Here is a 16,213-nt window from a genome sequence, read left to right on the forward strand (position 1 = left end):
GTATAAATTAAAAATTGTATTTATAAACTACCTGTCACAGACTGATTGCATAGCCAAATAGATTCATGACATCTCTGGCATGGAGGGGGGACCACAGACATTATACCGACAATGACAGCATGTGCAAAAATCTTAACTGCTGCAAAAAATCTAGATTCGAAGCAAATTAAATTGTTCAAGCTATATAAGTTTAAAAATATTTGGAAATTAATTCGATTTTAGATCGAATTTTTATATTTATTTATTTTAAAGATAAGTTTTATTTATTGAACCGTAATGGTATTATTACAAATCATAGATATTTAATAATGCGATTGCTAAGTAAGAATAAGAAGTTTAAGTTCGTATCGGTGCTCGTGCACCAACATGGAGATTGATTCGCAATGTCCTCTACTCTCACCGTTTTCAGACTTAGCAGTCTCATCACCTTGGGTGTAATAGGTAGTGCAGCGGCACAATCGCCGACTGACATCCTGCCTCCCGGCTACGCCTATGACTCCTTTGAGTCCGGCTGGTTGGGACCAAATAATAACCCAACGGACGTTTGCGCTGGGCTAGTTCGACAGAAGTATGGAAATCGAAAGTACGCGATAACATCAGTCGGTGAAAACCAGAAATACAGAATTCCTGAGCTTCGAATCGACTCTCAATATCAATATCGCTGTACTGCTTTGCTAGCACCAAGCTGATAAAATTGTTTTTTAGTAGTAAAAATATCAGTTTTGAAGCAAATTAGTTCATCTCACTAGTGGCCATGTACGAATATAAATTTTGCATGATTTCTAGTGGGATAGAAGCTTTTACATAATAATAGCTAATTAACAGCGCCCTAAAGCTGGGAGCGCTTCATAATCGCTCTTTATGCGAATGTCCTGTTGGATGGCTCACACATTGCAGGTGGCGAATGGGGGCCCATAGCGTGGGCACCTTCTTTTTAGGGTCAGACCATAGGCTGTAAATCATAACTGCTCAGTTACGTATTGGCGTGCTTACGTCAACCCGTAGCTACGCTAGAAGCAAAACTTCTGGTCCGGTGAATGCAGCGATGATCTCGCGCGCTTCCTGCACGGCTTCCACTCCACTGGAAGGTGTCAGCCATATCTCGTGGAGCTTCACACGAGGTAGCTAGGACGTCCGCACGAAGCCCCTTTCCATTAGGGTCACCACATGCCGCCACACCGTGGACTTAGACATCGCGAGGGCACGAGCGATATCCGGGGCTATGGGGACCGCCGTGCGTCTCATCCTCTCCACCTAGACCAGCCCAAGGGCGACGTTGCATCCTAGCCCCGTGGAGCGCAGGGCGGCCACGGCCGCGACTATTCCGTCCACGGTGTCGGCGTGAAGTTCTTCAGGCATCTCGCTCTCTCGAAGCTGGAGTTGTGTTTCCGGGGTTCGCAGGAATGGGGGGATTTCGCCCGTCCTCCGTTCGATTTCACCGCCCCCTGGCACTCAGTGCCGGTCCTGGACGTGATTTTGGTGGTCGAGGTGGTCAAAATGACCACCCATGGTCCTTCTCACCGCTACTTAGTGGTGCCCCCTCCACTCAGTAGCGGTGAGGGGTGGCAACGGTTGCCGGGGGGTGCAAGTTTTGCGGGGGGGGGGCCGTGCAACAAGTTGCACCGAGCATCAGTGGAGAGTCGTTACCGCGTCGTTCCGACCAAAAAGGCGGTCGAACATGCGGGACCACGTCGGCGCGAGGGCGTACCGTGCCGGGCCTCGTGTGACGATGCCCGCCGGAACCAGGACGCCTTCGCGAACGAGAGCACGACAGACGGTATCCGGCGCGATCCCTGCGGGGACCGTAGCCGTAACGCGGCGGTGATTGCCAAGCAGCGAGAGCATGGTCCGCTGGTTCTCGTCGGGAACCTGCCGATTGAGCCGGGCCATGAAGTCGCAAATGTCGGCGGTTGCCTCACACGCTTTCGTCACCTGCATGACCGTCTTCCACACCTTGGCGAGCTGCTTCACTGCCTCACCTCGGAGGCTCTGTACTCTAGACACAATTTCATCGCTTGGCGATAAACCAGATCTCGTCAATACCTGGGAAATTCTCTGTGCCTTCGAGAAGACTACCTCAATCCTAATTCTGTGGGCATCCTTCGCGTAGACCTTCAGTCTGGTGTCCTTATTGATGTCCAGGTAGGCCCCGACCGTGTTCCGCTTGCCTTCCGCCCCCCGCCGTTTCTTCCCCCATGACCGGCTCTCGGCTGCATCGTCTGCTACGCAGAGCGCATTGCGGAACTCTCCGGCCCAAGTGATTGCGTCCGGATGGTAGAACTCGAATTGCACCTCTGCTTTCCGGATAGGTCCGAAGCCCGCGCGTTCGAGCTTGGCCCTTGAGAAGCTGGAGACGAGGTGGTCCACGACAAACTGCCGGATTTTCCCGAGGTAGCTTCGCAGGATGCCCCACCACCATGCGTCACGCTCGCTGAAACCGGGCACCTGCGCGGGCATGGTCAGGTAGTTATCTCCACCGTCGAGTGACCGTGCCGCGAGACGTGCTTCCACCGCTGGATCGGGCTTCAGTGCATCACGGGGCGGTCTCAGATGGATGGCGCCGGGCGTCGGGTCAGCCTGATGCGCGAGAAATCGCGTCGGATTGAGCTGCACCCTCATCTCCAGCTCTAGGAGTCCCCCGCCTTGCGGCACCCTGATGGTTCCCTGCGCAGAGAACAGCGCGCTGTCCGGACGTGTGTCGATGTGCCAGAGCGAACCAGTCTTCTTGCGGAGGCGAAACACCCCTCTATCGCCCCTTCCGCCCAACCGACGGAGCACCGTCTCTAGATCGGCGGCCGTGCCGCGCACGCGTGCTGAGAACTGAGCCTCCATGAAGTCGTGCCGGACGTCCTGGACCGGGAACAGGTACTCAAAACCCCTGTCCGGGTTCATCCTCTTCAGGATCGGCCGCGTGCGTGTGCGGATGGCTGGAGCCTGCCCCTGCCGTTGGTGCTGGTTATCGAGGGAAAGACGGGTCGGCTCTTGTCCGGATGCGCTCTGCGCTACGCCCGCGAAGTATCCCGCGCCGCCGCTTCGCGACGTCGCCCGACTGGTTCCGGTTTGATCTTTGGGCGCTCTCGGCGACGTGCCGTGGTGCTCTGCCCCCACGAAGCATCCTGAGCCGCCGCTTCGCGACGTCTCGTGCTGGGGTCTTTTTCTTTGTCTTACAGTTGGGGCCAGTGCGGTAGGCGTCGCGGAGGTCATGGAGTTGTGCCGCTTTTATAAATGCACATGGGGCCGGCGGAGGCCCCGTGAAACTTGTTGCACGGGTTGGGGTTGCTCACGCGGCCCATCGGGCAAGCGCGGCTTCGGCTTCGGCCCGGTTGTCGCGGATGCGGTAGATGGTTCCCCGCGAGATGCCGGTGGCCTTTGCGACGGCTTGGACGGCCTCGCCCCGGCCAAGCGCGTCCACCACGGCATCGAACTGCTCGCGGTTGTAGCTGGGCTTCCTGCCTAGGTACTTTTCGTCGAGGCTCTTGGCGTGCTCGATGCCCGCCTTCTGCGCTTCCTTCGTCGCCTCGGCCTGGGACTGAGCGGTGGCGGCCATGAACCCAATGAGGGCATCTCGCACTGCCTGTTGCATCGGGTCGGACGTGGCGCCGTCGAAAACCATCCCGTTGATGACGGTGCGGATGATGACACCCCGGCGCATGAACTCCCGGATCGTGTCCGTCACGTCGGCATAGTTGCGGCCAAGCCGGTCTACCCAACGGACCACCAGGACATCGCCACGGCGCAAGATGTCGAACAGCCGGCGGCCCTGGAGGCGATCCTTCAGAGCGGTCGAGACCCCGGACTCGCCCTCATCCGCCACCACAACGTCGATGGCGAAGCCGGCGGCCCGCGCCTGCGTCTCCTGGTGGGCGACCGTCTGTTCATTGGTGGACACACGGGCGTAGAGGATCGTCTGCAAGGGGTGTCTCCATGTCCACAAAAGCCGTGTCCACATAAAGTTATGTCCACAAGGCAAAAGCAACCCTAGTGGACAGGTTTTTGGGCGCTTTTTTGAAGTTCACTGGACCATGCCCTAGTGGACACGCCGGAGCCTGCGTCTGACGCATGCCGGGCTCAAGCCGCCGGGTTCGAGGACGTCCAGCTCTCTGCAAAGCCGGGCCACTTAGCGTCCAACTCGGTCAGGGCTTCGTTCACTCCCGGTTCGGCGCCGACGGTGCCGGCGAGAAGCAGTCGCTCAAGCGCAAATATCGGGTCGCGATCCTGCACCGGCTCGGCCCACCCCGGCATCTGCCGAAGCCGGTCTGGTGGTACAAGGGCGTGGAACTGGAGGAGCGCGCGGAGTTCGCGCAAGGCCCGAACGGCGATGCCGTGATCCTGAGCGGCGATGGCCGCCGCGTAGGTATGTGCGAGCCCGTCCACCAGAAGACGCGCGTAATCCTGGATTGTCCGGCCGGTCTCCACGTTCGCGCGGGCAAACAGGCTTTCCAGGACGCGTTCCGGTGAGGCCGCCCCGGTGTCCAATATGCCCGGCCCGTTTACCCCCTCGGACGGACGCGCGTCCTCATGTGCGGCGGTTCTCGTCAGGTTGGCGACGTGGGAAGCGGAGAGTGGAAGGCGAAAGCGTACCTCGCGGCCGAGATGCTGTGCGCGGTGCCGATGGAGCGACGACACAGACGGTAGATCGAAGCGAGCGACGACGTCCCTGAGAGAGGCCCCCGAAGCCATAGCCGCCTCGATCTCCTCCCGTGCCGGGTGCGAACAGATCGTGCAAGGTCGGGCCATGGGGGCCTCCTGTTTCGGTTATTCCGGAACACCGTCCCGGTTTGTTTCGATTTCCTGGACAGGCTCAGACCATCGTGCCCAGCACGTTGCTCGTGGGCGTGGCAGTTCGCACAAGTGCATGACCGAGACGCGCAAGGGCGACCCGGTTTGCCGGGGAACAGGCGGCGATGGCGTCGGCCAAGGCTTCCGGTTGCGTGAACTCCTCCAGGAAGCGGGCCTGATGGATCATCATCTCTACACAGCTCGTATGGACGAAGGCATCGACCTTGGGGCGGTCGGCGAATGGTGACTTGGACATGACGTTGTTCCTTATGCGGGGCGGCGACGGGGTGGCGGAGTGGGCTCCGGGGCAGGGGTGAGGGCGAGCTCGTCGTCCAAGTGTTCAAGGACCGCCGACGTCAGGTTTGTGACGTGAACGAGGGCTTCGTAGGCAGGGAGGCCGGACGCGGTGACGGCCTCCGCAACTGTCCGGCCGTCAAGGATGTCCCGGAGGATCGCACGGCCGTAGAAGTCACTCATAGGGGCAACCCCCTCGAATTGCGGGGGAGGCGGGGGGCCGGGCCAGTGTGCGGGGCGCGGAAGCTTCTTCGTGTTCATGTTTTGTACTCCTATCAGGCTGTGTGAAAGCGGGGTGTGTGTTTGAGGTCTGCGCCAAACACGGCGGTGAGGGCAGGAGGCAGGGTGACGGGAAGATGCTGACGTGGTGGTAGGAGGAGACGAAGGGCCACCTGCCGTCCGTCTGTCCCCTCCGGATCGGCGAGGTCTCGCATCTCTCGCTCGGCGGCCCGAATGACGTCCGAGACGAGTGGCCGCCCAAGGGTGCCCGGGTGCTCCTCAACGATGTCCCGAATGGCCGCTTGGAGCGCGATCCCGGACCAAAGCCGGTCGAGGTCTCGCGCGCGAGCAACCTTCCGGGCCGTTGGGGAGCCTAGTGTCGGCGAACCATGCCGGGCGGCCAAACCGGCAGCGTGAGCAGCGTGCCCTCTTGCAAGGATGCGGGCGGCTTCGACGAGGGCGAGGGACGGAAGATGGGCGAACCTCGCTTCCACGCGCTCCGCTGCGGCGCAGTTGGCGAAGCCGGTCACCGGAAATTGTCGCCGGGGACCAGCCCCTCGCGCCCCCAAATATTGCCCGAACGGACCCGGAGCACCTGCGCACCAAGCAGTTCGCTTCGGATGGCGTGAACGCGGTCGAAGTCGAGACCCGTCGCCTTGGCGAGGGCGAAGCCATCCAGCTCCAGAGACTGGCCCGTGCGATCATGATGCTCGATGACAAGGCCAAGGACTTTAGCAGCGTCAGCCTTAAGCCGTCGCGTCTCCGCAAACTTCGCCACGCGCTCGTCGGTGGTGACCATCACCGGGGCGGCCTTCTGAGTGGTGAGGCCTCCAGAGAAGAGGTTGAGGTGAGGGCCGCGTGGGCCGAGCCGGGCGCCTGGAGTTCTCGTGGCGGGAGCAATGTCGGCCTTTTGCGCCAACGATGCAGCCGGCGTGGTGGCGGGTGTCGAGCGCGTCGCCCGCGTGATCTGAATATGGAACATGGGTGCACCTAGTGGTGTGCCGGCGTGCAACTTGTTGCACGGCTCGGGCTATGGTTTCAGATATAGTCCGCACAAGCTACGCGGAATATTGAAGCTATATTCACACGCCCGTGCGTATTTACAGCTTCGAACTAGACGATATTTTCGGTCTTATCTATAAAGTTAGTTTAAGCGCGAACCTTGATGATTTTCACTGACAAGTTCTTTCTCCGTTATATAGAAACGATAGGACCAATCCATGTGCGAAACACGTTCACTCGCGGATAAGTTCATGTTATGTTCCACGTACCCTACGGCCATAGAAAGGGTCAATAGGGTATGAGAGATTTTTTCCAGTATACCCCCTGCACGATCCTACGGCTTTACTTAAAGGCACCACGTCAACAAGCCATCTGACCCAGCCACTGGCCAGATTGATCTAGGAAAATCACACCGTAGCTAACGTGGAGGTTACCCGTGTAGCGGCGACCCCATTTCTTGCAGCTGGACAACGGGCACATGCTAGAAAGGCAAATCACGGGATTCCAGGAAGATTCGCATCCCGACGCTTGACCATATTCGATGAGGCGGCTATGTCATTTCAAGGGACGGCAGGAAGCATCCTGTCCTGGAGATTGACATGAGCAATATGTACGAAGACCGGGCTGCTGAGTACGGCGCCAACTACGAAGGCGGGGAACCCGCCGAGATCAACGCGCTGTTCGTCGCAACGGGGGAATGGATCGAGCGTCTGACGTGGTCGCCCGAGGCAGCCAACGCCGCAATGAAGGCGATTTATGCTGAAATCATTCACGGTGGCCGGGAGACGGTCGAGCAGCACCCGGAGCAATCTTGGCGCGACCTGTGGGAGGGTGGCGTCGAAAGTCACTGGGACAGTCGCATCCTCGCGGTCGCGATCGAACTTCATGCCTTCGCTTTCTACGGACTCCGCCCAGACCGTCGCTTTTTGGAGGCCCGTGACGAGGAGGATCTCGCTGTGACCATCACACGGATGGTCGAGAAGATGCGCGCAATCCTCGAGACAGTACCAACTCATTGGTCTCCGCTCCACGAGGTCCGGACTACGGTGGCAGCAGCGGAAGCCCGTATCCGTCTCGACACCGGGCAGAACGTGACCCCCGAGCAGCTCGCTGCTCTGGCGGGTGTGAGCCTGAAGAGTATCAAGAACTTACTCGCCCTTAAGGACGGCACCAGCGATCTCAGGCTCGACGTACAGGGCGAGATCTCGCGATCGGCAGCCTTGCACTGGCTCAATGGGCGCTCAGGCTTCCGTAGCTCGCTCTGGCAAACGGCCAAAGATGTGGCCGAGGCCGCACCGCAGCTTGAGCGTACCCTTGGGGAGGTGGTGTTCGTACCGGTTGCCAAGGATGGAAGCTGGTTCGACCCTGTCAGCTGCCGCAACCAGCGCGGCTACACCATCGGACCCAAGGCCGCCGAGATCCCGGTCGACGACTACAGCGAGGCGCTCGCGCAACTCGCACGGATGGAGACACCCTACTGGCGCCGGCCGAACGGTGCTGGAAACTGGGGCATCGTCGCTGGGGTGACGTGGCAGCGACGCGAGGTCGCCGAGATTGAGCAGCTTCGTTCGCCTTACGCAGAAGGGGCTCGGGCATGAGCATCCACCCGACGCGTCACGCTCGAGAACGCTTGCAGCAGCGAGCGATCCCACCCCTCGTGGTCGAGCTATTGGAGCAGTTCGGATCAGCTGCTCGCTGCGGCGCAGCCGAACGTTTGACCTTCGACAAGGCAGCTCGGCGCCGCGTCGCTCGCCATCTCGGTGGTGAGCGGAGTCTGCGCATGATCGAGCCTTGGCTCCACGTCTACGCTGTCGTCAGCGACAGCGGCCGTCTCATCACCGTCGCTCATGGTGACCGCCGGCTTCAGCGGCACTGACATTCTTCCCTTCGTCCCTCCTTCACCTCACGCACAGCGATCGAGATCGACCCCCCATGGCCAACAACCTGTTTTCCACGTTCGCACCTCTTCTGCGCACCATCACGACCATCGAACTTGAGGCAGAGATCGCTAGGCCCCAGCGTCTGCTGATTGAGACCGGTGGTAGCCCAGGTAAGATGCTTGAGGTCGCCTATGCGCCGTTCGACCATGTGAACCCCGGAGCGGACGTCGTTATCGTTGGGCTCACGCCCGGCCGGCAGCAGATGGGCAACGCACTGATCGCCGCCCGCCGAAGTCTTCAGAACGGCCGGACCGAAGCCGAGGCTGCGGAGGACGCCAAGATCTTCGCCAGCTTCTCCGGCCCGATGCGGTCGAACTTAGTGGCCATGCTGGACAGCATCGGGTTGAGCCGATCTCTTGGGATCGCGACGGCAGGATCACTGTGGGCGGGCGACGCCCATCGCGTCCACTTCACCTCGATCCTGCGCTACCCCGTCTTCGTGAATGGCGCGAATTACACTGGTGCGCCTTCGCCGACCATGACGCCGCTGCTGTACACCCACCTCATGAAGTGGTTCGCCGAGGAGATGAGGGCGCTCCCGAACGCCGTGTTCATTCCGCTCGGGCCTGTCGCCGGTGAGGCGGTTGAAATGGTGGCCGCAAAGGGTGGCCTCGATCGTCGGCAGGTCCTGGCTGGCCTCCCTCACCCAAGCGGCGCCAATGCAGAGCGCATCGCCTTCTTTCTTGGGCGTAAGCGCCGTGAGGAGCTGTCGAGCAAGGTCAACCCGGAGAAGCTTCTCGCAGCGCGGGCGGCCTTGACGGACAAGATTTTGGGGCTGAGCTGACGTGTCAGTACCGGTAATTTGTTGAGAACGTTGCTGCCGCTTCGGCGGTAGCAACGAGCCTTGAGACGATCACACGTTGGGTGGAAATCATCGCCAGTGAGGGGCGGGCTTCGATGAAACAATGGTCCACACATGCGTTGCGGCGCTTCGCAGAGCGCCACGGCGAAGAAGGCATATCGCAGGATGATCTCGCGCGAATTGTACCTAGGATCGAGTCACGATATCGGACAGCCTTTGATAGAGGCCTCGAACCCGCTTATCCACGCCCACTGGTCTTTGTAATAATCAAAGTACCCGTTGAAATTCGGCCAGCCACCTCCAGAAAAAGAGCATTATACAAATATGTTAAGTTATGTTTATTATATAATTATTTTTCAAGGACTGTTATAACAGTTTATCCAAAAAATCCAAAGATATCTGCTCCAATTTCAAAACGAATACTAAGGGTGAACGCAAATTTTAATACATTTGCAAGTCCAATTTTTTAAATAAACAATATAATATATCCCCTTCTAGAGAATTTTGTATTACTATGATAAACATTAATACTTCTAATAAAACCAATTACTATTCTTGTCCGCACCTCCTAAAATAAATCGCTCGTGCAGCAACATTAAAAATTCAGATTATGAGAGTCAAAAGTGGTTGATCGGTTCACCCAGCAAACCCGTAGTCGGATGATGAGTGCCATCCGTGGGAAAGATACCAAGCCTGAACTTATCGTCCGCAGGATCCTGCGCGAACTGAGTGTCGGATACCGTCTCCACCGTAAGGATCTACCAGGAAGACCTGACATCAGCATGAGTGGTAGGCGCAAGATCATCGAGGTGAGAGGGTGTTTCTGGCACCGTCATCCTGGCTGCCGTTTTGCCTATGAACCCAAAAGCCGTCAGGATTTTTGGCAGCAGAAGTTTGCATCGAATGTCGAGCGCGACAAGCGCAACGATCGTGCGCTGCGCGATCAAGGCTGGCAGACCTTAACGGTATGGGAGTGCGAAACGGCGCAGGTTACAAGCCTACAGGAACGGATCGCCGAATTCATCGAGGTCGGGGGGCACAGTGCATCGGGTAAAGGGCGGAATTATCCGCGAGAAGCTGACGAGACTCCAGCAGGGTGAACCACCTCGGGTGCTCGACCTCTTTGCCGGTTGCGGCGGGATCTCGCTTGGCTTTCGGGCGGCAGGCTTCCGAATTGATGCTGCCGTCGAGCTCGACCCAATCGCGGCGCAGACCCATGCGTTGAACTTTCATGGCCATGAGGCACCTGAAGTCCTCGCGCAACATGCGCGCGGTCGCGACATTACCAACGTTGAGCCCGCAGAGGTAACTGCAGATCTGGGCCTCGGTGATCCTGAACGAGCCTTCGATGTCCTTGTAGGCGGGCCACCCTGTCAGGCGTATGCTCGCGTCGGTCGAGCCAAGCTGCGCGAGGTAGCCGATCATCCATCCGCATACAAGATCGATCCACGTGGGAACCTTTATCTTCGGTACCTGCATTACATCCGTGTAACGAAGCCGCTTGCCATACTAATTGAGAACGTCCCTGACGTACTTAACTATGGTGGCCACAACGTCATGGGCGAGATTGCTGAGGTTCTTGAGAAAGACCTCGGTTATAGAGCTCGCTACAGCCTAATAAACTCAGCATTTCATGGCGTCCCGCAGATGCGTGACCGAGTGTACCTGCTTGCCGTACATGAGGAAGTGGATCAAGAGATAAAATTTCCGCGCGCCACGCATCACATGATACTGCCATCCGGCTATGGTGGGACACGGTCTGTCGCCCTGCGCCTCGTGGACATGTTTGAAGGCGGCGCATTTGAAGAAGCCGATCACGGAACGCCTGATTTACCCGGCCCTGTCACGGCTGCGGAGGCAATAGGTGATCTCAGCCCAATCACCCTACATTTGGAAGGCAAGGCAAAGAAGGCGGCACAGCGCTTTGATGTCCCTGTCGCTTATCCGAAGCGACAAGGTACACTTCCTACCTACGCCAAGCTCATGAGGACCTGGACGGGATTCGAGGCACCCACAGACGGACCTCGTGATCACGTCATTCGTTTCCTGCCACGGGACACAGAGATCTTCCGTGCCATGCCTAACGGTGCCGAGTACCCTGCTGCTCACGCGACGGCTGTCCGTTTGTATGAGGAGCGCATCCGGGATCTTGAGCAGCGAGGCAAAGCACGCCTGACGGAGAGCGAGAAGACGACAATCTTCCGGGCAATGGTGCCGCCCTATCCAATAGGCAGTTTTCCAAACCGCTGGTGGAAGCTCCGATCGGATTTCCCAGTCCGGACCCTAATGGCGCACATCGGCAAGGATACCTATTCGCATATCCATTTTGATAGCATGCAGGCTCGCGTGATCAGCGTCCGTGAGGCTGCCCGGCTCCAGAGCTTCCCAGACGGATTCACCTTTTGCGGCACCATGAATCCCGCCTACCGACAGATCGGTAACGCTGTTCCACCGCTGATGGCGAAGCGCCTCGCCGAGACTATCAGAGATAGTTTGCTTCGTGCGTGTAACCGGACAGCAATGGTACGTGTACCAGTCGCGGCTGAGTAGATATTATTCCTCGTCTTCATCATCTGGTACATCAATAGACAATATCTCTGACCAAGTCCAGGAGTGCACTGGGCTAACTGTGTAGCTATCAGGCACGATGCCAACATCAAGATTTACTATAGACTCAATTATTTTTATAGCAAATCTACGAATATCTTGGCAGATCCTGAGTGAAGCAGTCCCATCTTGTAACTGAAACAGTCGGTATAGATCTGTCCGAGGAGCCCCAGGCTCTGCTGCCCACTCAATTTCTGCCTGCGAAATATGGAAATCTCGTTCGAACGGCCCTGCTGTAGACTTAACCTCAATGCGAATCTCGGTCCCGTCGTTCTCCTCCACAACGAAGTCCCAGGGACTGATTGCATTTACCTCTGCCGTCCAGACCGCTGATCTCAGACGCCCGGTCTCGACCTCCATTTGGAGCCAATCATTGAGCAACAGCTCCCCATTTCGCCCAATGATCTCAGCGTTCCGTCTCGCCTTCTGCAACGCCTTCGCAGACATCCGACGAGCTGAGCCAGACCTTCTCAACTTTCGAACGGCCGACGCTGAGCCGAGAGCTGCATCCTCGACTACGGCGTCTAAGTCACTATCGAGAAGCTCCCGAATAGGATGGGTAGGCGAAGCAGAGCGGTCGATGATTCCAGCAAGTCGCTCCCGGGAGATCTGGCCCATGGCTTTATTGCTAATTGCGTCCAGCACGCCCGCGCGCAAATCCAAATCAACGGGTTCAGACTGGCTTAGTAAAACAAGCGTGACGGAGGTCGGGAATGCTTCGCCTTCAAAAGCTAGGACACCTACATCATCTGCTTCCAATGCATGATAACGGTTCGGATCCTCGTCAGGATCCCGAACAAACTCACCGTTTAGACGCCAGTTCTTCTGGCTTTGTGTCTTAGGAAGTATACTACGGGGCAAGATATGAGGTGTCCGGCGCTCACCTGGACCATAGATCGTAAGAGGAAGATGAAACGGTGCAGGAATTCCGCCATCGCCATTGTTGGCAGCAATTTCCGGAGCGCTAGGAAATATAAGATCGATAAATACACGTCTGCTTAGATTTAAAGATTTTTGATTTCCAGCATTTTGAATTCGAAACTGATACTCAAAAAATGTAAGATCAGATCGACGCAGACGCTTGATGACGTATTTCATTACACAGTTTCTTTCCGACCACTGAGATTATCCAGAACTCGCTTAGCAGTTCGCAACAACCCGTCGAAGGTTATGATTTCGATCGGATGAAGGTATGCGTTCGTGCGCTTAAATGCTTTACGTTGTATTTCAATCTTCACCGCGTTGCTCCACGCCCCATAACTCTAAATTCCATCATACGCCATCGTAAGGCAAAGCACTCGATTTTGAGTGCTACTCGCGACCGGGATGCGGGTAGCGAACAGCTCCATTTTGTCGTTGTATGACCTCATGCATTCTGCCGGACGCGCGGATCCTGCTTGGGTCTGTCGGGATGAGGCCAACCGCCGGTTTTCGGCAGCCTTTGAGCCGGTCTCGTCCCTCGTTTTCCTCCTAGCTCTAGACCATGAGTATTCGTGCCAGTCGAGGATTTGACCCCTCCCCCTCTGGTCGGGAGGGTGCGGGCGAGACGTAGCCAAGCGGTCCACTCCTTCGAGACGATCCGAACGACGTTCGACAGATTGCGGAAGGCGGTCTGCGGTCGCTCCTCGACGGTGATGAGGCCGAGCGTCCTGGCTTGCCGGATGGCGGCTTTCACGGTGGACCGGGAAACGCCTGCCACGGCTGCGATGTGCTCTACGTACATGCGGCAATCCCCTCTACGCGCAGTCTCGGCCGACACGACGGCGAGGACGGCGGTCTCGGCCAGCGTGAAGCGGGCGGCGATGCCGGGTGGAAGGCGTCCGGAAGCGGCCCATCGGCGGCGGCGCTCCATGCTGGCATCTGAGCGTGGTCGCGAGCCTGTGAATCGCCTGGGAGCCGCTGGTGTGACTGGCAGGGCTTTCCTCGCCTCGATCAGGGCGGATAGGGCCTCGGCTTGAGCCTCCCCGATCTGCCCTGCCCCATAGGCGCGCCACATCACAGCGGCCACGTCCGGCAACTTCACGCGCGGCGCTGCCTCTACGGCCCGCCTGATCTCTTCGGCAAACATCTCCGGCCCTTCTCAATGGGCCGCGTTCCAGAGGTCCAGGCAAGCCGAAATCGTCACCGGAATTGGCGTTCCGGCTTGACGCCCAAAGGGTGTCGTGAGACCTTCGGCACTGGGTTGGGGCCGATGGTCTCTCAATTTTTCGACGGCTCTCCGTTTGGCGACGGGGGGCCGTTGGCTTTTGTGGGTCTAAGTCGCGGCGGTACTCTCCGAGTCGGGGTCTGTCCCGAGCTGCGCACCTTGGCGGCAAACCGTGAAGCCGGCAAGGCCGTTAACGGTGAAACCCTCGCCGCTTTACGCGAAAAACTCATAGCTATCAGGACGTTGAAGCATGTTTCCTACTTCTTCGGGCGTGCAACTTGTTGCACCTCTGTTCCCAGCAGAGGTAGCGTAGAAGCGTGGTGTTAACCGTTCGTGGCGCACTACCTACTGCCGCACATGCTGAATGATGCGGCTACGTCAGTACGTAAGGGCTTGCCTTTCATGCATATCATCGTCGCTGCGAGCCAAAAGGGGGGGGCTGGGAAAACCACCCTCGTGCGCAGCCTCGCCGTTGCCACCCAGCGAACATTCGGCGCTACGGCCATCCTCGATACAGACCCTCAAGGCAGCCTGACGTCTTGGTGGAACCGCCGAGAGGCCCAAGAACCTGTCTTGGTGAAGTTCGACGTGTCCGAGTTCGAGGCTGGAGCATCCAAGCTGGAGGCAGCTGGCATAGAGTTCCTGTTTGTCGACACGCCGCCTTCGGTGCATCCGGAAATGGCAGTGCTGCTAGGGCATGCTGATCTGGTGATCGTGCCTGTGCGACCGTCACCGGATGATCTCGACGCGGTAGGAGATACGTTGGCCCTGGTTGAGACGGCAGGGTGTCCGTTCGTTTTCGTCCTTACGCAGGCCAAGCCAAGAACCCGACTTCAGATGCAAGCTGTGCTGGCCCTCGCCAAACACGGCAAAGTCGCCCCAACCGTCATCCATGACCGGACGGACTTTCCAACGGCGGCGATAGCTGGCCGGACCGTCACAGAGGCCGAGACCGAGACCACGTCAGCACGAGAGGTCACGGAAGTGCTTGAGTACGTCATTGCGCAGCTCCGTAAGGGCGCACGGAAGGAAACCGAGGTATGAACGCAAAATCCCCCTCCCTGGACGGCCTGATACAAGCGAAAGGCGCTGCTCGGCCGGACACCATGCCCCAACGTGGAGCGGCAACAGCTTCCACGGCTGCCCTGCCGAAGACGGTGGCTCCCACTGTCACGGAGCCTCGTGCGAAGTCGCTGACACTGCGCCTCTCGGAGCCGCAATACCAACGGCTGCGCCGCTTCGCGTTCGAGCGAAACCTCTCCCATCAAGATGTCCTAGAAGCAGCTTTGATGGCCCACCTTGACGCACCCGAGGACTGACGCACTTACGCATTGACGTAGCTAAAACGGGGCTGCTGGGATGGATACGCCGACTGTAAGCTGGACTTTGGCCTTTGTGATTGCGCCAGCCTTGACCGTGGTGCTCGGCTGGACTGCCTCAGAAGCAAACGCATGGGGGCTCAGACGCCGTAAACAGGAGAGGGACCGCCTATGGGCACGTCTCGGATCGCATGCTTCGTCTTCGCCGCACTGATTGGCAAGGCAGCAGCACAATCACCCAACGCCTGCCGCAATCTCGACGTCTGGCCTTATCCGAGCCTTAAGCGTCGAAGACGCTGCCTACAGGAGTGGCGTCGGGGATGGACCCGGCAACTAATCTAGTGGTTGAAATCTGACAATTGTTGCCCGCACCAAACGTCTGCAGAGGGTGGCAACCGGTCCCTGACCTTTCGCGGCGAAGCGGACGTTGCGCCTCCGACCTGTGACTGTCGGTCAGGTTCTATGACACGATACCCGGGAACGGGCATTTTGTTATGACTCCCAAGGTAGTAATTATAGCATCATTAACGCTTCAATCTACCTTGGGAAGAGTTTTAGTTTTCTGGTATATTTTCATCAAACTATCTAAACTCATATTTATAACCAACTCCTACGCCTGAGTTTGAGGAACTACCACGATCCGTTCCTTGTTGTGTATTTCCACCAGTAGTATTTGGTTGAGTCGTCATTGTCGTACCATATCCGACAATTGATGAATTAGGGCCTGTACTTTTAAGATCTAAAGATTTTGTCTCCGATTTTGGTGATTCACCAGCGTACGATGCACATGCACTACTTATTGATATCACTAAGCTAATGAACATAATGTTTTTCATGACTGCCTCCACTACTCATTCCACAAAGCATGTATAAAACAAGATACCTTGGGAATTTCAGCGTCGCAGGGAATAAGTTAACTGTCAACGATATACAAATAAATTGGAAAACTAAATAATGTTGGCCGAAAACTCATAGTACCAAACGATACAATTAGAAGTTTTTTCAAGTATAAATTAAAAATTGTATTTATAAACTACCTGTCACAGACTGATTGCATAGCCAAATAGATTCATGACATCTCTGGCATGGAGGGGGGACCACAGAC

The 16,213-nt window shown here is 57.3% G+C and carries 12 protein-coding genes; 5 read left to right on the plus strand and 7 right to left on the minus strand.

Annotated elements, in window-relative coordinates:
• Positions 1 to 1,629: 1,629 nt before the first annotated feature.
• The 5 genes from ASF26_RS11575 to ASF26_RS22695 form a co-directional block, all read right to left on the minus strand.
• Positions 1,630 to 2,892, minus strand: coding sequence for a hypothetical protein (locus tag ASF26_RS11575; RefSeq protein WP_056253793.1), 1,263 nt, complete (start codon positions 2,890 to 2,892; stop codon positions 1,630 to 1,632).
• Positions 2,893 to 3,280: 388 nt separating this feature from the next.
• Complete coding sequence (locus tag ASF26_RS11580; RefSeq protein ID WP_056253796.1) at positions 3,281 to 3,913, minus strand: recombinase family protein; 633 nt, start codon at positions 3,911 to 3,913, stop codon at positions 3,281 to 3,283.
• 155 nt (positions 3,914 to 4,068) lie between these two features.
• Positions 4,069 to 4,680, minus strand: a complete 612-nt coding sequence (locus ASF26_RS11585) for a hypothetical protein (RefSeq protein WP_156462969.1) — start codon at positions 4,678 to 4,680, stop codon at positions 4,069 to 4,071.
• A 121-nt stretch (positions 4,681 to 4,801) separates the two neighbouring features.
• On the minus strand, positions 4,802 to 5,035 hold the full coding sequence (locus tag ASF26_RS11590) for a hypothetical protein (RefSeq protein ID WP_056253802.1): 234 nt from the start codon (positions 5,033 to 5,035) through the stop codon (positions 4,802 to 4,804).
• A 783-nt stretch (positions 5,036 to 5,818) separates the two neighbouring features.
• Positions 5,819 to 6,274 carry a hypothetical protein gene (locus ASF26_RS22695; RefSeq protein WP_156462970.1) on the minus strand — a complete coding sequence of 152 codons (456 nt, stop codon included), beginning with the start codon at positions 6,272 to 6,274 and terminating at the stop codon, positions 5,819 to 5,821.
• Positions 6,275 to 6,893: 619 nt separating this feature from the next.
• Here ASF26_RS22695 and ASF26_RS23125 point away from each other — a divergent pair.
• Entirely contained in the window at positions 6,894 to 7,892 is a 999-nt protein-coding gene (locus tag ASF26_RS23125; protein ID WP_200925917.1) for a hypothetical protein, read from the plus strand.
• An 86-nt stretch (positions 7,893 to 7,978) separates the two neighbouring features.
• On the opposite strand, the gene ASF26_RS22700 is transcribed toward ASF26_RS23125, so the two are convergent.
• Entirely contained in the window at positions 7,979 to 8,173 is a 195-nt protein-coding gene (locus ASF26_RS22700; RefSeq protein ID WP_056253814.1) for a hypothetical protein, read from the minus strand.
• Between the two features lie 53 nt (positions 8,174 to 8,226).
• Here ASF26_RS22700 and ASF26_RS11620 point away from each other — a divergent pair, with 53 nt between their 5' ends.
• The 3 genes from ASF26_RS11620 to ASF26_RS22040 all read left to right on the plus strand — a co-directional run bounded on the left by ASF26_RS11620 (position 8,227) and on the right by ASF26_RS22040 (position 11,586).
• Complete coding sequence (locus ASF26_RS11620; protein ID WP_056253817.1) at positions 8,227 to 9,018, plus strand: uracil-DNA glycosylase family protein; 792 nt, start codon at positions 8,227 to 8,229, stop codon at positions 9,016 to 9,018.
• Positions 9,019 to 9,659: 641 nt separating this feature from the next.
• A complete protein-coding gene (locus ASF26_RS22035) occupies positions 9,660 to 10,136 on the plus strand; it encodes a very short patch repair endonuclease (protein WP_082477600.1) in 477 nt (158 codons plus the stop codon).
• A 10-nt stretch (positions 10,137 to 10,146) separates the two neighbouring features.
• Complete coding sequence (locus ASF26_RS22040) at positions 10,147 to 11,586, plus strand: DNA cytosine methyltransferase (RefSeq protein ID WP_244475904.1); 1,440 nt, start codon at positions 10,147 to 10,149, stop codon at positions 11,584 to 11,586.
• Between the two features lie 3 nt (positions 11,587 to 11,589).
• Here ASF26_RS22040 and ASF26_RS22045 read toward each other — a convergent pair whose 3' ends face one another.
• On the minus strand, positions 11,590 to 12,741 hold the full coding sequence (locus ASF26_RS22045) for a DUF3883 domain-containing protein (protein WP_082477599.1): 1,152 nt from the start codon (positions 12,739 to 12,741) through the stop codon (positions 11,590 to 11,592).
• Between the two features lie 1,450 nt (positions 12,742 to 14,191).
• Between ASF26_RS22045 and ASF26_RS11635 the strand changes: the two genes are divergently transcribed.
• Positions 14,192 to 14,833, plus strand: coding sequence for a ParA family protein (locus ASF26_RS11635; RefSeq protein ID WP_056253825.1), 642 nt, complete (start codon positions 14,192 to 14,194; stop codon positions 14,831 to 14,833).
• Positions 14,834 to 16,213: the final 1,380 nt, after the last annotated feature.

This window comes from Methylobacterium sp. Leaf93 (assembly GCF_001422345.1).
Lineage (GTDB): Bacteria > Pseudomonadota > Alphaproteobacteria > Rhizobiales > Beijerinckiaceae > Methylobacterium > Methylobacterium bullatum.